Origin of the sequence: Mucilaginibacter endophyticus (genome assembly GCF_003351025.1) — a bacterium.
GTDB classification, from domain to species: Bacteria; Bacteroidota; Bacteroidia; order Sphingobacteriales; family Sphingobacteriaceae; genus Mucilaginibacter; species Mucilaginibacter endophyticus.
On record NZ_QPCG01000016.1, the window covers coordinates 1 to 23,621 of the forward strand.

The 23,621-nt window shown below is 42.6% G+C and carries 18 protein-coding genes and 2 pseudogenes; 7 read left to right on the forward strand and 13 right to left on the reverse strand.

Annotated features, from left to right (window positions below; translation table 11 throughout):
* From DUL71_RS32245 to treY, 4 genes and pseudogenes are all read left to right on the forward strand, one after another.
* Positions 1-973, forward strand: a pseudogene (locus tag DUL71_RS32245) (glycogen debranching protein GlgX); the annotation flags it as partial.
* A gap of 268 nt (positions 974-1,241) precedes the next feature.
* Positions 1,242-1,961: an alpha-amylase family glycosyl hydrolase gene (locus DUL71_RS32610; protein WP_425270991.1), complete on the forward strand. Its 720-nt coding sequence runs from the start codon at positions 1,242-1,244 to the stop codon at positions 1,959-1,961.
* Between the two features lie 220 nt (positions 1,962-2,181).
* Positions 2,182-2,820, forward strand: a complete 639-nt coding sequence (locus tag DUL71_RS32615) for an alpha-amylase family protein (protein ID WP_244228896.1) — start codon at positions 2,182-2,184, stop codon at positions 2,818-2,820.
* A 55-nt stretch (positions 2,821-2,875) separates the two neighbouring features.
* Complete coding sequence (gene treY, locus DUL71_RS31365) at positions 2,876-6,946, forward strand: malto-oligosyltrehalose synthase (protein WP_244228897.1); 4,071 nt, start codon at positions 2,876-2,878, stop codon at positions 6,944-6,946.
* A 682-nt stretch (positions 6,947-7,628) separates the two neighbouring features.
* Here the strand turns inward: treY and DUL71_RS31370 are convergent.
* From DUL71_RS31370 to DUL71_RS31395, 7 genes are all read right to left on the reverse strand, one after another.
* Positions 7,629-7,895 carry a hypothetical protein gene (locus DUL71_RS31370; RefSeq protein ID WP_114941755.1) on the reverse strand — a complete coding sequence of 89 codons (267 nt, stop codon included), beginning with the start codon at positions 7,893-7,895 and terminating at the stop codon, positions 7,629-7,631.
* Positions 7,896-8,490: 595 nt separating this feature from the next.
* On the reverse strand, positions 8,491-8,658 hold the full coding sequence (locus DUL71_RS32150; protein WP_154402532.1) for a hypothetical protein: 168 nt from the start codon (positions 8,656-8,658) through the stop codon (positions 8,491-8,493).
* 31 nt (positions 8,659-8,689) lie between these two features.
* Positions 8,690-9,220 (reverse strand): cupin domain-containing protein, encoded by a 531-nt coding sequence (locus DUL71_RS31375; RefSeq protein ID WP_244228898.1) that lies wholly within the window; start codon positions 9,218-9,220, stop codon positions 8,690-8,692.
* Between the two features lie 58 nt (positions 9,221-9,278).
* Complete coding sequence (locus DUL71_RS32250) at positions 9,279-9,518, reverse strand: hypothetical protein (protein ID WP_161964552.1); 240 nt, start codon at positions 9,516-9,518, stop codon at positions 9,279-9,281.
* Between the two features lie 199 nt (positions 9,519-9,717).
* Entirely contained in the window at positions 9,718-10,323 is a 606-nt protein-coding gene (locus DUL71_RS31385) for a DUF1579 family protein (RefSeq protein WP_114941758.1), read from the reverse strand.
* A gap of 13 nt (positions 10,324-10,336) precedes the next feature.
* A complete protein-coding gene (locus DUL71_RS31390; protein ID WP_114941759.1) occupies positions 10,337-11,311 on the reverse strand; it encodes a cytochrome-c peroxidase in 975 nt (324 codons plus the stop codon).
* 7 nt (positions 11,312-11,318) lie between these two features.
* Positions 11,319-11,711, reverse strand: a complete 393-nt coding sequence (locus DUL71_RS31395; RefSeq protein ID WP_114941760.1) for a hypothetical protein — start codon at positions 11,709-11,711, stop codon at positions 11,319-11,321.
* An 861-nt stretch (positions 11,712-12,572) separates the two neighbouring features.
* On the opposite strand from DUL71_RS31395, the gene DUL71_RS31400 reads away from it, so the two are divergent.
* Positions 12,573-12,752 carry a histone H1 gene (locus tag DUL71_RS31400; protein WP_114941771.1) on the forward strand — a complete coding sequence of 60 codons (180 nt, stop codon included), beginning with the start codon at positions 12,573-12,575 and terminating at the stop codon, positions 12,750-12,752.
* Positions 12,753-13,064: 312 nt separating this feature from the next.
* Here DUL71_RS31400 and DUL71_RS31405 read toward each other — a convergent pair whose 3' ends face one another.
* The 6 genes from DUL71_RS31405 to DUL71_RS31450 form a co-directional block, all read right to left on the reverse strand.
* Positions 13,065-14,708, reverse strand: a complete 1,644-nt coding sequence (locus DUL71_RS31405) for a PAS domain-containing protein (protein ID WP_114941761.1) — start codon at positions 14,706-14,708, stop codon at positions 13,065-13,067.
* A gap of 3,006 nt (positions 14,709-17,714) precedes the next feature.
* Positions 17,715-18,902, reverse strand: a complete 1,188-nt coding sequence (locus tag DUL71_RS31430; RefSeq protein ID WP_114941765.1) for a sensor histidine kinase — start codon at positions 18,900-18,902, stop codon at positions 17,715-17,717.
* Between the two features lie 3 nt (positions 18,903-18,905).
* Positions 18,906-19,919, reverse strand: a complete 1,014-nt coding sequence (locus DUL71_RS31435) for an ATP-binding protein (RefSeq protein ID WP_114941766.1) — start codon at positions 19,917-19,919, stop codon at positions 18,906-18,908.
* Positions 19,912-20,352, reverse strand: a complete 441-nt coding sequence (locus tag DUL71_RS31440; RefSeq protein WP_244228899.1) for an anti-sigma regulatory factor — start codon at positions 20,350-20,352, stop codon at positions 19,912-19,914. The genes DUL71_RS31435 and DUL71_RS31440 overlap by 8 nt, the downstream gene beginning before the upstream one ends.
* A complete protein-coding gene (locus DUL71_RS31445) occupies positions 20,306-20,719 on the reverse strand; it encodes an STAS domain-containing protein (RefSeq protein ID WP_114941768.1) in 414 nt (137 codons plus the stop codon). Before DUL71_RS31445 ends, DUL71_RS31440 begins: the two co-directional genes overlap by 47 nt.
* A gap of 17 nt (positions 20,720-20,736) precedes the next feature.
* Positions 20,737-21,597 (reverse strand): STAS domain-containing protein, encoded by an 861-nt coding sequence (locus DUL71_RS31450; protein WP_114941769.1) that lies wholly within the window; start codon positions 21,595-21,597, stop codon positions 20,737-20,739.
* A gap of 1,165 nt (positions 21,598-22,762) precedes the next feature.
* Here DUL71_RS31450 and DUL71_RS31455 point away from each other — a divergent pair.
* On the forward strand, positions 22,763-23,002 hold the full coding sequence (locus DUL71_RS31455; RefSeq protein WP_154402535.1) for a hypothetical protein: 240 nt from the start codon (positions 22,763-22,765) through the stop codon (positions 23,000-23,002).
* Between the two features lie 157 nt (positions 23,003-23,159).
* Positions 23,160-23,621, forward strand: a pseudogene (locus DUL71_RS31460) (GAF domain-containing protein); the annotation flags it as partial.

Sequence of the window (23,621 nt, forward strand, 5' to 3'; positions counted from 1 at the left end):
TGAAGGCGGTTACCAGGTAGGTAAGTTCCCTCCGGGCTGGGCGGAATGGAACGGAAAGTACCGCGATTGCATAAGGGACTACTGGAGCGGCTCGGAGAATACCTTACCAGAGTTCGCGGACCGCGTAACAGGCAGCGCCGACCTTTATAAAGATTACCGCCGCCCTACGGCGAGTATCAATTTCATTACCGCGCATGATGGCTTTACGCTTAACGACCTGGTATCCTATAATGAAAAACACAACGAAGCTAACGGGGAAGGTAATAAAGACGGGGAAAGCCACAACAGGTCCTGGAATTGCGGCGCCGAGGGACCAACTGACGATCCGGACATTATCAGTTTAAGGCAGCGTCAAAAAAGAAATCTCCTGACTACGCTCTTCCTGTCGCAGGGCGTGCCCATGCTCGTTGCGGGTGACGAAATCAGCCGTACCCAGCAAGGTAATAACAATGCATATTGCCAGGACAACGAAATCTCCTGGATCAACTGGGAATCAGCAGATCATGAACTCCTGGAATTCACCAGAAAACTGATCAATTTACGGAACAGCCACTCCGTCTTTTCCAGAAAAGAATGGTTCAAAGGCGTCGCTGTCAATGAATCGAACATAGAAGATATCGCCTGGTTCCTTCCGGACGGAACACAGATGGAAGAAAACCACTGGCAACAGAACTATGCAAAGTCTGTGGCTATATATCTCAACGGCAATGGAATTCATGGCGTCGGTTCCGATGGCAAACAGGTTGTGGACGATACTTTTTACCTGGTCTTTAACGCGCATGACCTCGGCTTAGATTATAAACTTCCTCATGAAACTTATGGCAGGCAATGGAAGGTCGTTCTCGACACGAGTAATTCCGATACAGCCCCCGACAGACTTTATAACCCACAGGAAACGGTTCATGTTGAAGGCCGGTCTGTGGTACTGTTAAAAGACGATACAATCAGACAAAAGCAGGGTAATGATGAATAGAAGGACTTTAGGCGTGAATTTTGAAGCCGGCATAGCCGAGATTTTGCTATGGGTGCCACAGGCAAAGCAGGTAGCAATTCGCCCTGATGCCGGCAACGATCTGTTACTGGAACAAACGACACACGGCTATTGGCAAATGCGCACAGGAGAGCTTCGCCCCGGAATGAATTATCACGTGATTATCGACGGTGAAACATGGCCTGACATTCATTCTCTGTACCAGCCGGACGGCGTACATGCAGCCTCATCCGCATTCGATGTATCGGGTATGAAATGGACGGATCAGAATTGGGAAAATATTCCGCTACAAAACTACCTGATCTATGAGCTGCATACAGGCACATTTACACCAGAGGGCACATTTGATGGTATCGCTAAAAAATTGGATTATTTGGTTGCGCTGGGTATCACAGCCATCGAGCTCATGCCTGTCGCACAATTTCCCGGAGATCGAAATTGGGGTTATGATGGTGTTTTTCCTTATGCCGTACATAATTCATACGGCGGTCCGGCTGGATTGCAGCGACTCGTGGATCAATGTCACAGGAAAGGCCTGGCCGTGATTTTGGATGTAGTTTATAACCATATCGGGCCTGAGGGCAATTACTTCGGAAAGTATGGTCCTTACTTTACGGACAAATACAAAACACCCTGGGGAAATGCTATCAACTTCGATGATGCGGGTTGTGACGAGGTTAGACGCTATGTCATTGAAAACGCATTAATGTGGTGCCGTGATTTCCATATCGACGCCTTGAGATTGGATGCTGTTCATGCCATTAAAGACTTCAGCCCTGTACACGTGCTGAAAGAATTAAAAACGGCGCTCAATGATTTGATGCAAAGTACCGGAAGGTCACATTACCTGATCGCGGAATGCGACTTGAACGATCACCGTTTTATCGATCCGCTCAAAGAGCGAGGCTACGGACTGGACAGCCAATGGATCGATNCGAGGCTACGGACTGGACAGCCAATGGATCGATGAGTTCCATCACGCGTTACGGATTAGTGCAGGTGGCAAGCGAGAGGGCTATTATGGTGACTTTAATGGTATTGACGATCTCGCCGCCGCATTTGAACATGCTTATGTATACCACGGCCGCTATTCTGAAGATCGCCAAAAAACATTTGGCACCGACCCAGTTGGTAACCAAGGTCAGCAATTCGTGGTATTCTCACAAAACCATGACCAGGTCGGTAACCGTATGCTTGGGGAAAGGTCATCGGCCTTGTTCAGTTTTGAAATGCAGAAACTGATGGCGGCGTCTGTTATGGTCAGCCCCTTTTTGCCGCTGCTGTTCATGGGCGAAGAATATGCTGAATCCAATCCCTTTCTATATTTTGTGAGTCACACGGATCAGGAACTGATCACGGCGGTACAAAAGGGACGAAAAGCAGAATTTGAAGCTTTCCATACGGAAGGAGAAGTTCCCGATCCGCAAGATGAAAACACCTTCCATCGCTCGAAATTGCAATGGGAAAAAGCCCGTTCAGGAATCCATCGGACTATGTTTAACTATTACCAGGCACTGCTCAACCTTCGCAAATCCCATCCTGTTTTGCGTGTTCCGAACAGGCGAAATATGGAGGTTATCTCCAATAAAATCAACAATACGCTGCTTTTAACCAGGTGGGGCGACGAAAAAAAGATCCACTGTCTGCTCAACTTCTCAACCCGGGACAGAGAATGTATGCTGCCTGCATTCAAGGAGAACGTCGCGATCATTTTCAATTCAGCTTCTGCAGCATGGGGTGGACCAGTCATTAACAACGATGCGTTTCTAACATCTTCCCTGATTGTCATTCCAGCTCAAAGCATTTTAATATTTGAAGAATATGTTTAATCCTGTTTCCACATACCGTATACAATTCCACAAGGATTTCAACTTTAAAAATTTCATGGAAATCATCCCTTACCTACATGAGTTAGGTGTGGTGACCATTTACGCCTCACCGATTTTTGAGGCTACGAAAGGCAGTATGCACGGCTATGATGTAATTAATCCTTACAGGATCAATCCGGAAATAGGCACATTGGAAGAACTTCAGGCAATACGCTCGAAGTTGAAAAGTTTCGGCATGAATTGGCTGCAGGACATAGTACCTAATCATATGGCTTTTGATCCCGGTAACCTCTGGCTTGCGGACGTATTGGAAAAAGGTCAATCCTCCGATTACGTTAGCTTTTTTGATATTGACTGGGAAAATCCCGCTTTTGACGGAAAACTGATGGCGCCTTTCCTGGGCGAACCGCTTGATGAGGCGATTAATAGCTATAAGGTTCAAATTAAATACGCAGCCGGGAATTTTACGATCGATTATCTCGGGCAAGGCTATCCGTTGAATCAAGAATCAGTTCTAAAAATACTGGAATCGGAAGATGCTAAACCCGTTGAATTGGTACGATTGCTGTCCGATTTTAGCAGCAGAGATTCTGTCCAGCCATTGGGAAATGCGTTACGGAATTTAAATAATGACTCGAAAGCATATGTTGAATCCATTATAGCTGGGATCAATCGAGATTCTGAACGGCTGAGAAAAGTCATTGATCAACAGCATTATTTACTAAGCTTCTGGAAGGATACTGACTATAAAATTAACTATAGACGCTTTTTTACGGTCAACGGTTTGATATGCCTAAATATACAGGATGAAAATGTTTTCCATACCTATCATAGTTTTTTGAAAACTCTGCTTGAAGGAGACCTGATCCAGGGTTTGCGCGTCGATCATATTGACGGCTTGTTCGATCCGACAACTTATCTGAACAGGTTGAGGACACTCGCCGGCGATCAGGTTTACATCGTGGTAGAAAAGATACTTGAACAGGGTGAACACTTTCCACAGCAATGGCCAGTACAGGGCAATACGGGTTATGACTTCCTTGGTATTGTCAATAATCTTCTTACCGAGACCCGTAGTAAAAAATTGTTCACCGATTTTTACAAGCGCTTCGCGACCGACAGCAAACCGGTCAGCCGGTCGATGATCGAAAAGAAAAGCGAAATACTTTACGGCCACATGGCAGGGGAACTTGACAACTTGTACCGGCTATTCCATAAAATCCCAATAACCCAACCAAATCTGCAAACTATTAAAAAGGAAAAATGGAAAGCGACAATCGGCGCTTTTCTGATCCACTGTCCGGTATACCGTTACTATAACAACCGACTTCCACTCCAATTTGCTGAGGCTGATGTTTTGAAGGAAATATTCCGACAGGTAGCGGCGGCGAAACCGGAACTTGAAGAAACAGCGTTTTACCTGAACGAATTGTTTACCGCCTTTAATCCTATTAATAACCAAGCTGATATCTTGTTCTTCTTCCAGCGTTGCATGCAGTTTACTGGACCTTTGATGGCTAAGGGCGTTGAAGATACGCTGATGTATACTTATGACAGATTCATCGGGCATAACGAGGTTGGTGATTCCCCAGAGGAGTTTGGAATAAACGTTAAGCAATTTCATGCCTGCATGATCGAGAGGCAGGCAAGCTGGCCGCTTTCGATGAATGGTACTGCCACACACGATACTAAACGCAGCGAAGATGTTAGGGCCAGGCTGAACGTTTTAACAGAAATTCCCGAGAAATGGTTTGAACAGGTTAATGTCTGGCGGAAAACAAACCAGCAATTTAAAACCGGGAATATCCCCGATAACAACGACGAATATCTGATCTATCAAACCCTGGTTGGTTTTATCGAGCTTAACAAGGAACCTGATATTGAGTTGGGCACAAGGCTGGAGCAATATCTAACAAAGGCGCTTAGGGAAGCAAAACTGCATACCCAGTGGGCTGAACCGGATGATCAATATGAGCAAGGGACGCTGCTATTTGCACGCAAATTACTTGGCAGCGCGGAATTTTTGAAAAGTCTTAGGAAGTTCCAGTACACGATATCCGACGCCTTCATCAACAATTCGCTCACGCAGGTGTTGTTAAAATTCACATCACCGGGCGTCCCGGACACTTACCAGGGCTGTGAGCTTTGGGATTTCAGCCTGGTAGACCCCGATAACCGGAGGCCCGTTGACTATGAACTGCGGGCATCTTCACTCCGTAAGATCAAAAGTTTTAAGAACGAAGCGATTTGGCAAAACAAGGAAGATGGCTTACTAAAATTATGGCTGACAGAAAAGCTTTTAGCAGAACGGAAGCTTAACCCGTCGCTATTTAACCTCGGCAGTTACATTCCACTCCAAGTGGAGGGTAAATTTAAATCCCATTTCGTCGCATTTGCACGGGTATATCAGCGGCAATGGATTATCAGCATTTCAGCCCTCCATACCGCGGCGATAAGTTGGGAGGATGAAGGTTGGGCAGATACCAAAGTCATGCTGCCGCCCGATGCGCCTTTACAATGGACTTCTGTCTTGACAAATGAAAAGGTATTGCTGGACACTGCAATACCTTTAAATGAATATTTGCAAACCTTGCCTTTGCTTTTATTTAAATCAGAGCCTGTTTCAGAAAAACGCGGTGCAGGCATTATCCTGCATATCACCTCGCTCCCATCTCCTTACAGTATCGGAGACATAGGCCCTGAAGCACGAAGATTTCTAAAATTCCTTGCACATTCGCACCAACGCTATTGGCAGTTGCTGCCGCTAAACGCTACGAGTCAAGCTTCAGGCCATTCGCCTTATAGTTCGATATCGAGTGTGGCAGGCAACACTTTGCTGATCAGCCCGGACGATTTGGTAAATGAGGGCTGGTTAACTGCAGAGGAGACAGCAAAGTTCAGGCGATCGAGTAATTCCATGGTTAATTACGATCGGGCTGTTATGATCAAAAGCGAATTGCTAGATACAGCTTATACACGTTTTAAGCTGACCAAAGACAATCCTTTGCAAAAGCAATTTGAAGATTTTAAGGTGAAGGAACGGCCCTGGCTCTATAACTTCGCATTGTTTGAATCCATTAAAAAGTACTATAACGGTATCCCCTGGTATGAATGGCCTGATGACCTTAAATATCGTAGAAAGAAGGCTATTGAATTATTTCAACGCCAGCAGGTGCACGAGATCGATCATTCGATGTGGCGGCAATTTATTTTTTTCCGCCAATGGCAGGCATTGAAATTATTGGGACATCAAACCGGGCTAAAGTTTATAGGTGACCTTCCCTTTTATGTTAGTTATGATTCCGTCGATGTGTGGTCTCATCCTGAACTGTTTAAACTGGATCAGGATAAAAACCTTGCCGGCGTAGCCGGCGTACCTCCCGACTATTTTAATGCAGGCGGGCAATTGTGGAATATGCCGGTTTATAAATGGCCGGAACACCGGGCAACCGGATATGCCTGGTGGCTCGCAAGAATAAAAAAGAATATGGAATTCTTCGATTTGATCAGGTTAGATCATTTCCGGGGATTCCAGCGTTTTTGGGAAGTTCCGGCTGGCGAAAAAAATGCCATTCACGGTACTTGGAAATTCGGTCCCGGGGCAAAGATCTTTCAGGCTTTGAAGAAAGCACTCGGAGATATCCCCTTTATTGCCGAAGATCTCGGGGATATCGACAAAAACGTTTACGAGCTTCGTGACGAATTTGCTTTTCCGGGAATGAATGTTTTACAGTATGCTTTCGGAAGAGATATGCCGGTCTCCGTACACGCGCCCCACAATCACGTGTTAAACAGCATCACCTATACCGGCACCCATGATAATAATACATTACTTGGCTGGTTAAAAAACGACGCTACGGCAGAGGAACGCCAGCACCTTAACACTTATTTCAGGACCAAGGTGACCAGGAAAAATGTGAATCGGCTGATGCTGGAAACCTGCTATGCCTCAGTGGCAGCCATAGCTATTAGCCCTTTACAGGATATCCTGGGCCTTGATGAAAAAAGCCGGATCAACGTTCCTGCGTCAAAAACCGGCAATTGGCGGTGGAGGGTAGATAGGAATATGCTGTCTGATCAAACGGCAGCGTACCTTAGATTGCTGGTCAAACGGTATAACCGGTAGTTAGCTATCGCGATCAATCAAAATGCTGCCGGAGGGAACGGCATTTAAAGGGCATTCATACTAGTCTGTACAGAGAACTGATAAATTTTTAAGCATAGACTGTGAAAATTTCCGTTTTAGCCGGTTAATCTGCAGACCACTTGCTCCTACAAAAACTTTTTTTGCACATCTAAAACGCAGGTAATATCCCAATAAATTTCTGTTAAATGTTTAAAATAAGCCTGATAATCAAATGTTTATATAATTACAAAACAATATCATCCCTATAAGCGTATGATAATAAAAGTGGTTGCAGATGGAACTTCAGAAACGGATACAAGTCAAACGGAAGCTATACGAAGAGCGCCTTAAATCAATGATCAGCAACAGAGCTTTCAAAGTCGGTTACTCTTATAATACTGAAAGCGTATTTTTGTGGGGAGGCGAAACTGTAATCAATCAATTAAAACAACTCGCACAAACGGGTGTCTGATTTATGGTGTCCACACTTTTTTTGCCTGTACGGATTAGCCCCTGCCGTCAATTACCAATATAATATTAGTAAAAAAAGAATTGCAGAGTTTGCTAAGCAACTTCACCTAAAGATTACGTCACCAACTATTTCCAGGTTTTACTGAATCAGATCTCTGACATTTCAAAGTTGAGCTATCAAATACTTAAACAATGCCGTTCTTTTGTATTCTTAAATGTCGACATGGAAACTGCGGCTCGCCTTTTCAGTTAAAAGGAATATTGCAAACGAGCCGGAAATTTCAGTTGCTTCAATGAGCATGTCCGAAATGATCCTTTGTAATTTATCGAAAATAACAAAGATGTCACTTACTTCTGGATTTATAGTTATCATGACATCCAAATCGTCAATGGTCACAGATTGGTTAAATGGAGGAGGCAATTTAAATACCAGCAAGTCCTTGATGGCCTCAGGCGTTGAATGATGATGTATATTCATCTCGCAAAGCATATGTTTAAAATTAATCAGTAAAATATAGACCACACCGGCACAAGGTTTCCGTTAAGCATGTAAATCAAAAAACTCAATTACGATCGAAAATCTTAATTCCACGCCGGACGTAGTCACAAAACAGACTACGCATAACAAAATCAATACCGAGGCTGTCATTCAGTGATTAGAGAAAGTTAAAAAACGCTCCATGTGCTCAAATTACCCAGGCTGGGTATGGTGCTCCACAATTACGTGCGGAAAATAACCACATCACCGAGCATAATTTTATTCGACAGTAAAGCTTTTTCGAAAATTAAAGTATAAAATACCATGTCAACTCATTCATAACTTGGACTTCTTTCAATACTATCCATATTGGAATTCTTATAGTGGTTCAGAGATAGAAATTTCATAACAGGATATAGTTATAATCAAAAAAACAACACTACTGTGGCTGCCGGGGGGCTAATCAGCAATTGCCCTTTAAGGTCCTCGCAAACTCATTTAGATTGGCGGGGTATCTACTTATTTGATACCTTTTTCCAGTTTGGCATTTGCCCAGCAAAAATTTTCCAAAAGCCATCGAGTTCTATCAGCACAATCAGCCGCCTAAACCCAAAGGTTTAGCCGGAAAATCGTTCATCCATCTAATCCAGTGCGAGCATGTGATATGGCGATTTTCTTTGCTGGTAGCTGCGTGCTGGCTTTGGGCATCAATAGCATACAGCATGGTCAGACAAACTATAATAAGAATATTAGTAATTTGCATGACTTCCTATTCACTGAATTAGGTATTGTACTTAGAAGGCTTTCAATATATCGATTGGCGGGCCCACGCGTTCAAAACCGTGTTGTTTTCTAAACTCATCCTGTTCCGCCTCGGGTTTGCCTTTCATTTCCCCTTTACTTATCGCAATAAAGCATTCTTCCATTTTACCGGCCGGTTGAAAAGTTGTGAGCATCCGGCCAACTCCTTCGCCTATTTTTGAGAACGCGTGAGGTACGCCCCGCGGGCCAAACACACTATCCCCTGCTTTAACGTGGTGCATTTTGTATCCCACTTTAAATATGAACTCACCCTCCAAAATGTACCACCATTCGTCTTGCCCATGGTGTACATGCAGGTTGGGGCCGCCTTTTTTTTCCCGCGACGATTCGTATACATAAAAATCACCGTCAGTATCGCTTGATGATACTTTGGTATAAAAAGTGTCCCCATCAAATAAGCTGATCGGTTTTTGAAATCGGTCGCCCCCCGCATCCGTTTTAAAACCTGATTTCTCCCTGAAAATTATATAGATCTTGGCACTTAAACTAAGCGGGCTAGCCAAGACAGCACCGCTTAAGGATAAAATCCGTAAAAAGGCATCTCGTTTCATTGTTGGTAATTTAAGAATGAATAATTTTAAAACTGGCATTGGTTGCAGGTGGCTGGCCACCTGCAGTTATCAGTGACCCGGTAATTTTAACCGGGTTGTTCTTGCTTAAGATTTCGCAATGCCCTACCCAAAACGTGAGCTTATCAAGGTTATAGGCACCGAATCCACTAAAATCCTGACCTGTAAACTTCCAATATTTTGAAATGGCTGTGTACGGGGAAGGTTTATCGTCATACGTTATTTTTAGCATTTCATCAGAAACCTGCTTATACGCTATCCAGCTTTCAGCGGATTGAGGTACACTCACTTTCTTGGAATAATCATATATGATCTTGACTTTAATCACATTGTATTTCACCCATAGGTAACAACCGGTCGACCTGCTTTCCTCAATATCCAAATGCCGCAGATCAGCGGTATTGACCTGATTTTTAAGCAGTAATAATAATTCACTTTCTCGTGTAATCCAGCTCTCTGGTCCTGACAAAATTACCATCACGCAATTCATAAAACACCTCGGTATAATGATTGGGATCATTGATCGTCAATACCCGACGGTTTTTGCCGGTTTGTCCGGGAATGAGTTCGTCATCCCATTCGTAGGTAAAAGTATGCGTAGCCGGGTCAAAACTACCTGTTTGCATTTGAATATCGCTTCCAATATGATTATTGATAGCGGTAGTAAAATATTTTCCTCTCGCGTTGTCAAAACCTTCAATCTGCATGCTTTGATAAAACTCGTCTTTCATTTTTCCGTCAGCCACCGGTACCGGCAGCTTCCCCCCGGTCATTTCAACCTGGTAAAACCGGCCATTGTAAATCGGCTTTCGCACAAGAACGCCTTTAACAAAAGATAGTTTGGCATCCTGAAATGCCCAGCTGCCTGCGAGTTTTGCTAACTGGAAATGCGCCATTCCGGGCCTGGAATAGTCAAGCAGTTTGTCCATACCGTCCGGCTGTGCCGCTGCCTGTGCTATTGCCCCCGCGCTCAGACCCATTAGCGCCAAAGAATACACGCAAATGTATATTGATTTTAATAGAGTCGATATTTTCATATTGAAATTGATTTTATTGGTTTGATTTCTGTAGTTTTTTGAATTTCCCCGCGAAACGTTTATCTGTTAAAGAAATCAGAAAATTCTCCAGGTCGGTTTTCTCTGGCTCTGTTAAACCCATTGGCGTATTGAGCAGCGTATCGCGGTTAATGGAGCGCGGAACAATTTTATCCGGATCATTATAATAGTCAATCACCTGCCGTAATGTTTTGAACATACCATTATGCATATATGGCGCTGTAATCGCCACGTTACGCAAAGCCCCTATCTTAAACCTGCCTATGTCACTCTCTTTTTTAGTTACACAGGCGCGGCCGCTATCTCGTAATGCTTTGCCGTCGTAGAGGCCAATGGAACGAAATTCTACATCGTTGAAGTCTGGGCCAAAATGACATTGGATACAACGTCCTTTGGTATTGAAGATAGCAAAGCCACGTTTTGCCGATTCGCTGACCGCTGCCTCATTATCATTTAAGCGCCAGTCATCAAATGGAGAATCACCGGTTTCTAACGTTCTTTCAAATGCGGATAATGCTTTGGCTAAATTGACACCATTGGCTTCCTCATGGAAAACAGTTTGAAAAGCTGCCTTATAAAAAGCATTACTTTGCAATCTCCATACGGCTGTCGCTACCGGTAAATCCATTTCGATAGGATTTTGAAGCGGGATCAGGGCTTGCTGTTCCAGGGTGGTAGCGCGGCCGTCCCAAAAGAAAGCCACCTGTAAGCTCATATTCATGGCTGATGGCGTATTACGCACACCTCTCCGGTTATGCACTCCTAAACTGACGGCAGAGGTATCAGCAAAGGCAAACTCTTCTTTATGGCATGATGCACAGCTGATCTTTCTAGTACGGGAAAGGATAGGATCGAAAAACAATTTTTGGCCAAGTGTTACCGGCGTTAAAGGGTCGGGGGATTTAAATGCGCTTTCCGAAATAATGAGGACAGTGCCAAGCGCCAGGATAATCATGCAAAGCTTTTTCATCTGATGATCATTTACCTGCTGTAACCAGTTTTCTAAACACCTTTCCGTCTGTTGCCTGCCTGCGGCCTACGCACGTGTCCTGAATAACATGGAATTTGAGCGAATCAAGCTTACCGAAAAACTCCATTTTATAAATCCCATTATATTTATCATTGCAGGTAGGATCGGCAATATATAACGTATCATGGTTCATGTGATAAACACCACTTACAAATTCCTTTTTATTGATAAACCCATCATACGTTCCATTAGCCCTGAAAATTGCCATTAAATTAAAAGGCTGTCCCTGAGATTTGCCGGAATGCTCCCATTTTCCCAGAAGCGGATTATCATCAATGGTAAAGCCCGTAACGGACAGTAATACTGCAACAAATATGCTAAGGCGGAGAAATTTTTTCATAATCGTGGGTTAGATTGTCAGTTTCTCACAAAACAAACATTTTTTATTTTATAATACTTACGAGAATGTTGCAAATACTTTAGAGTTTGTAACATTTGATGTTTCAGGTATTTACGCGTAGTATTTAAATTGTGTTGAAACTCGGTTTGAGAAAGCTCGGTGTTCATCGTGGATGCAAATTTGTAAGCCTCCTTATAATTTAAACACGTTAGCAATTAACCTTTTAAAAAAATTGTCTTTTTACATCAAAAAAGGCTTTCCCGGATATATTGCGGAAAAATTTCTTTGAATATTTTCTCTTCACAAATTACCACCATAACCTCAATGGTCTCTTTACAGTATGTTGTTTGCAGGCGTTGCCCCTAGAAAACATTCCCGTCTTCCAGGTCTTCAAACTTCCTGATCACCTTTTGATCCAGAAAATAATCTTAGATTTCAAAATTAATCATATCCCCTGTTCGCGAGTATGTAACGGATTTGCCATAATATTACTCCGAGGTCCATTATATCCTGAATAGCAGAATTGGAAATCAAATTCAAAGCGAAGGATAGTTTTCATAGCAAATGGTTTTATACGTTAAATTTCGACATCAACTATCAGAAAAACGAGGCAACATCTATCACCAGATAATTGTTCGACTTAGGCATATATAGGCAATAGAACGACCATTAAACGAAATAAAGAATTAAGTAACATTGCTTGAGCAACCAAGTATTGGCATTTCCGGGAGAACTGAAGAATCCTGTAACAGCGAATATGGCTTTGTTAAGAGCGGGAGAAAGAAAGTGTTGTTTCCGGGTTTGAACAAAATACTATATTTGAAACCTGCGCACTGCGCTTCACCAATTAAAAACATACAAATGGAAAAATTAGCCAAACTTAAAGCATTAGTAGAGACCGCGGAAAAAGAGGGAATAGCGTTTTATGAGAAAAACAACAAAGCAGCAGGAACACGCCTTCGCAACGCGTTGCAGCAAATCAAGGTCATTGCAACGGATTTGCGTAAAGATGTTACCGATAAGAAAAACGCCGCAAATTAGTATTAGGCCCGCATAGCGGGCTTTTTTTTATTAGTCATTATTCAACTAATCGGTTTTACCTGAGCGCTGAGATTGTTAGGCTAATAAAAAGGCAGAATTTGAGTAGATCTGAAAAACGCTCTACGTTTAGGTTTGCTCTTCCGCTGTAACTAACCAGCAAACACAGGGATGTTTACGATTGTTGGGCGATTGTAAATCCGGAGAACCAGTTATTGTTTGCCATTCACTTGTTTAATCTTATCGACGTCTCTGGTAACATAATTTGTTTAAAGCTGCAGCCCAATGCTTGGAAAGTAATGACTGCACCAATTGTCAATCTTTCTCAACAATTTTTGGCATTTGCCCCGCCCGGTGAGATTTATGTATGACTGCACTTACAATTTTGTCAAGTTCTGTGATCGACTCCTCCAGGTATTTAAGCGCTGCCTGGTAATCCTCATCGGTGTCAGGGTTTCGGATTAATGGCAACAAACCCAGTAAACGTGCGATCGGAGCCCGGACAACGTGAGATTGCGTCCAGGCAATCTCACGGAAAAGGGCGTTCTGTTGTTCGATCTTTGTAACATAAGTTTTTACCGGCGTAATATCGCGACCTGTAATACAAACGCCCGTAACTTTATCATCGGTATACACCGGATTCAAAGAATAATGTACCCACATCATAGCCTCTGATAACCGGTACTGCCGGTCATATTGTACGGTTTCACCGGATTGCGATCTTAATAGCAACTGTGCAAAATCGTCGTGCAGCAAACGCGGTACATAGCTGAAAATACCCCGACCAATTTCAAATTGTTCGGGCATTTCCTGAAATCGGATATAATCTACCGCTTTGGCGTTAAATTGCTTAACGCGGTTGTGTTCGTCAATCAATACGATCCCGTCGACCGTGCTTTCAAAGATCGCTCTTAAGTCAGACTCAGATCTTCGGGTACGCTCATTGGCAGCGGCCATTTCCTTTTCATTCCTAATCATCTCGGTTATGTCCGTAGCAAGAACCAACCTTAGCAGCTTGCCTTCCACTTCCAACAAGCTACTTTCTATTCGCACATCTATCAGTTCCCCGTTTTTTTTATAATGACGGGCGTATTGCTCATAAGGTATACCCGATTTCCGATTCGCCTGTACCGTTTCTGCTAAAGCGAAATTATCAGCAGCAGGTCGAATATCAGTTATCTTTTTGTTGAGAAATTCTCTATGAGAATATCCGTAATGCCTCGTCGCCGCTTCGTTGACATCTTTAAATTGAAGCGTTTCCGTATCGAAAAGCCACATGGGTAATGGGCTTTTTTCAAATAACATCTGATACCGCTGTGTCAATTGCTGCTTGTTAAACAAGGTTTCCCCGAGCCGATCAATAATGCGATGGATCAGTATAACCGCAATTCCGCTCAGGAAAAGGAGGTTAGAAGTAAAAGCAACCCAGCTTCCGGAACCAGTGACCTGCTGACGGCCGTATTGGCCGGCACCTTGCGGGAGCAGAACCGCAATAGATATTAAGATCGCCGTGCTCAACAGTACCGAGCAATAGGCGAAATAAACAGGAAGGATCAGCGTTGTGATTACAGTTAAACCGAAAAGGTAAAATATGCCTGGCCCAACATAGCCGAAGGCGATGATCAGATATATTGCCAGTGGGTAAAATAATCCGATCAGCAATATTTTACGGGCGAACAGGGCTAACCTGCCGGAAAACGTAATTATTGCGAAGCCTAAAAATGTGGTGATATCGACAACACCCATGGTTATATCACGGTTTGCGACTGAAAGATAGATGCCTGGAAATGCCGCAATGAGGCTAATTGGCAGGCCATAGAGCAATAAGGTAAAAAAAAGCTGCGTTTTCCAATACTCGATGGACGATTCGTCTTCGGCCGCAAGGGGCATCAGTTTGCTTTTAACAAACTGTTCATATTTAATGAGCCATTTTTTTAGAATGTATTGGCCGGCGTCCATAAAATCAGGCTTAATTTTTATAAAAGGAAGTTTCTTAGGAAGGTAAATATTTTTTTATAAGTTACATAACGATTATTAAAATTAAATAGAGCAACGTATAGGTTTGGATTTAGCTGCATCTCAAGGTACCCATGCCTTAGGTAACATTTAACTTTTCTGTGGAAAAACACTTTATCATAAAGATGATATCCCCTTCAAAATAAGTTCTGTAGCCTTAAAGAGCAAATCTTACCAAATACCTTTGTCACAGAAAGCAGCCCCCCTAAAACTTTTGAAGTTCCCGATAATATCCACTCAGTTAAGCATGTCAAAAGCGTTCCGTTTCCTTCCTGCACGTAATATGGTTTTAAATTTGAAGAATACAAGTAGGCAATTCCGTTCAGATGGCGGTGAGTCAGCCGCATTGGAAAGATTACAATATTACACTTTTAAATCTCAGCTGTTAACGGGCTGGCGACGGAGTTGAAACCTTTCTGACTTGTATTACAGTTCGAAATTCTCTCTATTCCTGGCTTAGGCTGCATATGCCCCAGAGAAATTTACGAAAAAGTAAAAATTATGTAAATGAGGTTAAGAAAAACCAAAGCACCTGGCGGCTCATTTTCGAGTTGATCTGGAGAGACTATTTCACTTTTAGGGGTATGCTTTTGGAAATAAGATATTTGAAACAGTCGGCTACAAAAAAGGTTGTCAAATGGGAAAATGATCTTGTGAATTTGAGCGATGGTGCTCAGGAACAACACGTATCCCATTCATTGATCCTCAAATGCGGCGTTCCGGCTTCGGAATAGAACGGCAACGATACATTTTGGAATGATAATAGCGACCTGATTGACCAAGGAAAGGTATAAAACATCACGCGGGAGCATAATAGGTTCACATGAGTGCAATGTTTGTATCATTTGCAAACCGGGGAGACAATTTCCATTTTGTCAATTTTCAGCAAGAAAAACAATCAAAATTTCATCCCTGCTATACAAACAATACAAACTTAATAACTACCTTTATATTGAAATAGTTGGACAGTTTTAATACCCCTGGTACGACCCTACATCAACCAAAGCCCGCATAGCCGGGCTTTTTTTCAAACATAAAACCTTTTGATTGCTTTCAGCGTATTCATATTGTTATTTTAATAGAGGTATTAAATAACACAATCCTTGGCCATGCTTTTAATTAAGTGTGGCTTTTTTTATAGTTAAAAATAGACGAAGCGTAACTAACTTGATACACTATTTTTCCAAAAGCACTCATCAACATCTTCGGATATGCAGCGATAAATGAAGAAAAAAAACGGACGCAATTGCGCCCGTTTTGCCAATTTAACCGTTCCGAAACAATCCTAAATAAAGGAGACAATCCCTAATAAAAATTGTTTCACAAAACTAAAAATTGAGTGATTTCTTGGTTCTGCTTTCTTTTCAAAGTCCGATCCTTCCAAAGACGTTATACTGGAAACATGATGTTTGACATACGCCTGCGCCAAACCCATAAAAAGTTACCAGCCTAATTAAAGCGACTTGCATCCAGATCTTTAAACGCAAATTCAAATTGTTTCTTACGGGCAACGATTTTAATGAAAATTTCCCCTTTATAGGTAACCCTGAACACTTCCTGAGTTAGATGAGAATATACTTGATAATAAATGTCTTCCAAACAAGAGTCTGAATAATTTAAGCTGATCAATGCGGTGTGTTGCTGCATTCGTCTTTTTAAGTCAAACAGGTTAACAATACCATTGCAGTCTGAATTCAACATCAGCTTTTTACAATAGATCTGCAACTCGAGGATTATCGGATTATGCGGGGACTTGAAGTCGTGATTGATGATTTTCATGCAATCCTATTAAAAATAAAATGAAAGTTTCGTGTGCTAGTTAAATCCTCGGAACGCACCATTTCTCGGTATAAATTTTATTGAGTTCTTCAACCGTCAAACGCTGCTCGGTCAGGTTTTGAAAGCTCGCGTTGTTCATCGCATAAATATAGCATTTTACAGGTCGACACTCAATAAATTCCTATTTGATCCGGCAAACTTCTGTACTGAAGGGAATTCCTTTTGCGCAATCATACATCCCGTTCCTGGGGTAAGTATTAAAAAATTAAATTCAAGCCCTTCAGGGTCGTCAAATAATATCACTTCAAATGGATAGCTCTTATTATTGGCATGGTCAGGTATCTTTGATATCAAAATTACTATTTAATACAAATAAATTATTCTTTAAAAGAATAAACTTCACCTAATAGTCAACAAAACAGCATTTCATCCTGACAAATGTAAGTCCTGAAATTATGTCTTGCTGATCGTCTACATTAATAAACGCTCCACTAAAAATAACTTGACGATTCCCTTCAGTTGCAAATGCAGCAGAAAAACAAAACGAATTTGAATAGCGATCAGTAAGTTGCTTCAGCTTCGCTATTGTAATGATAATCTGTAGGCACAAGCAAAGCTCTTGCAGTTTGAATCATCCTGGTCCGTTTAAGTACTTTCAACTTCAGTTTTCCGTGATTTTACAGCAACCAGCAAAACGTCAAGATCGTAATATAGATCCTTGACAAGCAAAACATAGCCAGTGAAGAGCTTGAAAGCATCATGGCTTCGCTCAACTTCAAAAATCCAAATGGGACGCACGATACGGCCGGAGCCAATCATATGCTGAAAGCTGGGCCAACTGCTCTATACAGGGAGTATCTCCACGGACTGGCTTCGAAACAGCAGAAGCTATTAGATCAATTGGACGCCGCTCTGACCAGGATCAAAAACAGCACTTATGGTGTCTGCCGTGCAACAGGAAAACCGATCAGAGGGAACGGCTGCTCGCCGTTCCGCACACGACTTTAACCAGTCAGGCCAATAAGATCATATCCCTTTCATGCCAGGCGAATTCTTCAAAATGAAATGTTTATTTTTTATCACTCGCATGAAAGGGATGACAGCAATAAGATGCTTTGGATTCAAATTCCTGAAAAAGAGGGGCTCTGATTTTAGGTTGTCAACAATTCATCAATTAACCGCCAAGCTGAATGAAAACTTCGAACCTTTTCCCTCCTGACTATCTATTAAAAACTCACCATCGTGGTCCCTGACGATCCTGGATGCAATGTATAAGCCCATTCCCAGACCGCTGAAGCGTTTTGAGACATCTTTGCTTCTATAAAATTTTTTAAAAACCTGTTCTATTGTTTCTTCAGACATGCCGATACCTTCATCTTTAACGCTAACCATCAACAAACTATTGACAACTGTTGTGCTTATAATGATATGTGTTCCTGCCTTAGAATACTTTGCGGCGTTGTTGATCAGATTGTTGATGACCTGTTCTATTCGTAAACGATCTATTTCAACCTCGCAATCTTCAGCAAGTTCCAGGCTTAGCTGATGCGTAGGAAATGTCGGGATCAGACCTTCCACTATTTCGGTAATAAAAGCATTGAAGTTTGTACTTTCCAAGTGGTAGGTGATCTTACCATTCTCAATTTTTGAACCGTCCAATAACTGCTGGACCAAAGAAGTTAATTTGGCGATCTGAAGCTCTATTTTACCGAGATAATTCCCAATCGCAGGGTGATTGCCACCCTCTATTCTTCGTGCAAGCTGGGTAAAGGAGCGTAATACGGTGAGTGGCGTATTCAACTCATGGCCAACAACCGATAAAAACTCATTCTTTTGCTCATTTAAAATGTTGGATTGCAGCAGCGCCAGTTCCTTTTGCTCGTTTAACTGATGCAGTTCAGCATTCCTTAGCTTTACTTCTTCATAAGCGCTGATCGGGCCTTCTTTTGACAACTGTTTTTTCACATTCGCCACCTTACCTGCGTCAAGCCGTACGGTGCGGGGTATGCCTAATTTTAAGGTAATACTGACCTCGTTTGCAGATTGAGCAAACTCCAAAACAGGCACCAGTTTACGAGCGTATTCAAGGCCACCGCCCCCCCGTTCAAAGGGTTCACTATTGTGCCCCTTGATCTGCGCACCTACAAGGAAACGGCCGTCTTCCTGAAATGCCCCAAGAACAGCTTTACCTTCAACGGCTTTGTCTATAACTTCGCGGCAAACCTCTGAAACCGCGGTGGCAAACGCAGTTTGCGTGGAAATGGTCAAACCCAAAACTTCACAAATTCGAATCGAGCGTTTATAGGCCAGGGTAAGATCCATTTCATTTTCGAGGGTAATTGCGGCGAGCTCAATCATCTTTTAAAATTTCAAAGTTATCACCGACATGTCGTCTGTGCGGCGGGCATTATCTTTATAAATCGCAGCGGCTTGTATTGAAAGATCAGCCCTTGCAAGTCCGGGAAATTTTTGCGCTTCCCAACGCGACCGTATACCATCTGAACACAGAGTTAATTGATGGTAATCTTCGAAGCGAACTAAAAGGTCATTCATGGTATTGGGTATATTATGGCCTATGATACCATTGTAGGCCAATGGGCTCTTTAAGCTCGATAATCCGATTAATTTCGCGGAAATATTTCCTACACCGGCGATCCCTACTTGCTTCGCTGCCAAATCAATGCAAACCACAGTTCCCACCAAGCCACGTGTCTTACGCACTTCGGGGTGCAAGTACCGGATAATTTCGACCGGCGAATCGTGAGGGCAGGTTTTAAAAGCTTTGACTGCTTCGTTAACCGCGTGATTCGCCTCTGGTCCGTGTCCCAATCCATCAGCAACCAATAATTTTATGTGTGTCTCGGTTCGTTTGAGATAATAGCCATCGCCGCTCGTGCTCTCATTAGGCTTAGCAACCACCAGGCCAGAAAGACGAAAATCGCTTTTCTGCCTGCGTTTTGATTCGGGTTTCGTTCTATAGATACGACTTACTACTATAGTACCCCACTCGCGGACAGAAAAAATATCGAATTCATCGGATAATCTCTTTATACTTCCCAAACCATGCCCTATAGTATTGGTACTGGAAAATCCATCTGCCATCATACGTGGAACATCACTCATGCCAGGACCATTATCCAGGCTGATCAATTCTATATATTCGCTGTCCGATTGCTTGAAATGCCCGATTAGCAATTCACCCTGCTGAGCATATTTTGCCAGATTGGAAGTATGTTCAGCTACCACAATGTCCAACTCAGCCATCCGGGTCTCCGGAAGCTCTGCTTTTAAAGCTAATTGATGCGCATGCTTTTTTATGAGCGCATGGTAACTTCTATCAACAGCATCAAAACTTTTATATGTAGCATCAACCATTGGCCCACTTGATTATGGTCACCTTGGTGCCCTTCCCAACTTCACTTTTAATATCGAATTCATTGACCAGCCGCTTAGTTCCTGGCAATCCAAGCCCTAAGCTCTTTCCGGTTGAATAACCGTCTTTCAAGGCAAGGCTGATATCAGGAATACCCGGTCCGTCATCCTTAAAAGTTAACCGGATCCCACTGTCCCGACCGCGACTTACGACCTCGATCAATACTTCCCCTCCGCCCCCGTAACGCAGCATATTACGCACGAGCTCGCTCGCAGCAGTGATCAATTTGGTCTGGTTTACCAGCCCCATTTTGATTTTCACGGCATATTCCTTTACCCGGTTCCGAAACGGCACCACGTCCTGTTCCCGTGCCACAGGCATCGGGTCTTTATTCAGTGATATGATCGTCGCTATCATTTTCAGGATCCGTTTCATCTTGTTCAAAAAGCTGAATCTTTGATTTCAAGAGATCCATTCCCCTTTCTACGTTCAATGCAGTAAACACCCCTTTCAAAGGCAAACCAAGTTCGACTAAAGTAATTGCCACAGCAGGCTGCATGCCTACTACGACAGTTTCGGCATCAAGCAGTTTTGCCATTACACCAATATTGCCAATGATCCTTCCCATGAAAGAATCGACGATACTAACGGCGGAAATATCAATTAATATTCCCTGAGCCCCGGTTTTGCTGACCATTTTGACCAGATCAGCTTCCAAGTCGAGTGCAAGGCGGTCGTATAAGTCTACCTGGATGGTCACCAACAGAAATGGCCCCATCCTTAAAATAGGAATTCTATCCATTACCTAAGAACCTATGATCAAAAACTTGTTTTAACAGCTGGTTTGCGGACTTCGAGACGCAATGTTTTGAAAGCATATAGCAAGGCGCTCGCTAGGGTGGCTTTCGTTACGATCTCAGACAGATCAATACCTAAATGTACGATGGTCTGCGCGATCTCCGGTCTTATGCCGCTGATAATACACTCCGCACCCATCAAACGGGTTGCGCTAACCGTTTTTAACAAATGTTGGGCCACCAGGGAGTCCACTGTAGGAACCCCGGATATATCAAGTATTGCCACACTGCTGCCAGATTCAACGATCTCAGTCAATAAGCTTTCCATGACCACCTGCGTCCGAGCGCTGTCCAAGGTACCGATGATTGGCAAAGCCAGAATACCTTCCCATACTCTAATAACTGGGGTTGATATTTCGCTAATCTCATCAGTTTGACGTAATATAACCTCTTCACGACCTTTAATAAAGGTTTCAAAAGTTGTAATAACGAAGCTATCCATTAGACGGTGCAGTTTCAGGCTGATATCGACAAGTTCTTTGGGATCGGTCACCGACTCCTGCAATAATTCGATCAAAGCTTCTTTAAGACTGATAATAGACAGACCTGTTTCACGTGGACTAAAACCCTGACGTGCCCGGGAGATCGAAATTCCTCCGAGAATTTCTATGACATGGTCAAAATCGGATGAGCCAGGCTCGGACAAGTTTTTTTCATTCAAACTTTTAACGAGTGCATTGATAAGCTCTTCTGACTCAGCTCGTAAATCTTCATTACTCATCAGGTCTTCCCGTAGGCCCATGTCAGCAAGCTGATTTTTCATCCAGCGTTCCAATAAAGCGGCCTGGCTTTTTTTTAAAATCTTTGTTATTTCTACTCCCATAGATCGTTTGAATTTTGCACGTAATGCTACAACTTTTTTTTTATTAAGTGAAATTTATATGACGCCCAGCGAATACTGGCCTTTTAATAACATTCTGTGATTTAAGACATGTTTACATGCCGCGGTCATATTGCGGATTATTTTTTCAGGTTATAAAAAGGAAACTAAACCAGAGGAAACATCGAAAGGCCTGGCCTGCGAATTGATATTAACAACTTTAAACAATGACTATTACAAAAGCGTGAAAAAAAAATAGTAAATCCAGGCAACTCGGTGAAAAAGTAATAGATATGCTCAGGCATGCACACACACTGACATCTGCCCTCCAAATAAAGGAGCAGACAATGACCGCCCATAATTAGGTACACTGAAAACTTTTAAAACTTTCGAAAGCACTAACAAACAACCCGTTATGAAAAACACGATCTCCATTAAGTTAATTATTTTTACAACTACCATCATGCTTTCGGCCTGTGGCGCGCACCGCTATCAGGAGCACGGACGCCCAGAGGCAGGACATGACGACCACGAACAACATGATAACAGGCAACGGTAAATTCAACAATTGTTTCCTGAACTGCGAATAGATAAAAGTTTGGCTTTGCACTCATGTAAATTACGGTTGAGCTTAAGTTCTGTTTGTATTTACTGCCGCGGCTTCCCCGTTTTTTAACGATAAGCCTAAGACCGTGTTTCCAATATTTCCCTAATGAAATTACACTGAAAAAATTTGATCAGTTGAAGCAATATTTAAATTTAACATTGTTCATAGCTTACCAAGCTTTAATAATTGTCATTGCTGCCGACAGACCAAAAGGTTTTAAAGGACAACGGTTAGCTATAGGCAAACCCTGAAAGGCAAGAAACGCCATCATCGTATGCACGCACCTTAACCCGAAACCTGCTTCGTGTAAAATCAGAAAAATTGTTGTGAGTCAACATCAAGCGCCTCAAATAATATAAACAAATGGGTATAGAGTAAAGAAATGGAGCTGTCCTCGATAGGCGCCAGTGAAGCTGGGAAATTATCCAGCGTCATAACAGCCGATCTGGGCGGAAAGTGAAACAGTTGCCGACTCTACTGTTTATTTTAGGTTACCCTTAAACGAAGGAAGTAATATTTAAAAACTTTTTTTATTGGAGCAGGTTTACCATATGGTAAATTTTGAAAAAGGAATACATGGATAAGGCATATTTAGAAAAGTTACGATCCGAAATGGCAGAAAACCGCAGCCAGCACGCGGAAAATTATAACGAATTGCAACGTGCCCTTTTTTTGTTCAAGTCAGGCTTGAGCAATGTAAACGGAAAGATCAAATCCACTGCCGAAAGCTATGCCGCTCTTATCCAATCGGAACAAACGCCGGAAATCGCTGTTGACCAGTTCCATCGACGGGCTTCCTGATACTCCCATCTGATGTGAGCGGAAGATTGTTTTCTCAAAGAAAAATAAATATTTTAGCACCCAATCTGCTATTCCCTAAACTCAGTTTGCCGTTACTTTTTTGTTGATATACTTCTTAGCTATATCATTACTACCTGTTTTAATTTGTATTTGGCTGATGGCTAAGAAAAAAAATTATGATTCCGAATTTTGTGGCAGCCTGCCGCTCAACCATATTAATGTTGTCCAGGACTATGGTTATTTGCTCGTGCTGAGTAAGGATCAGTTAAGCATTGTCCAACTTAGCGAAAATGCCGCCGATCTGTTTGAAAAGCCCTTAAAATCTGTTCCGGGTACACTATTTTCAGAATATACCGATACCAGCGGTATCAAGTCACTCAGCGAACGTTTTGATCAAAATTCAAAAGAAAAATTCCCGCTGACCGTTACACTCAAGTCCCGGAAAATGATCGCGCTGGCACATTTTAAGCCGGAGTATATCATCCTGGAGATCGAAAAAGCTGACCTCCCAACTGAACGCTCCTTCACCAGTGTTTACGAGGAAGTTAAATACGCAATGGCCGCTATTGAGGCTGCTGAAACCATTGAAACGGCAAGCCAGGCCGCTGTACATGAACTG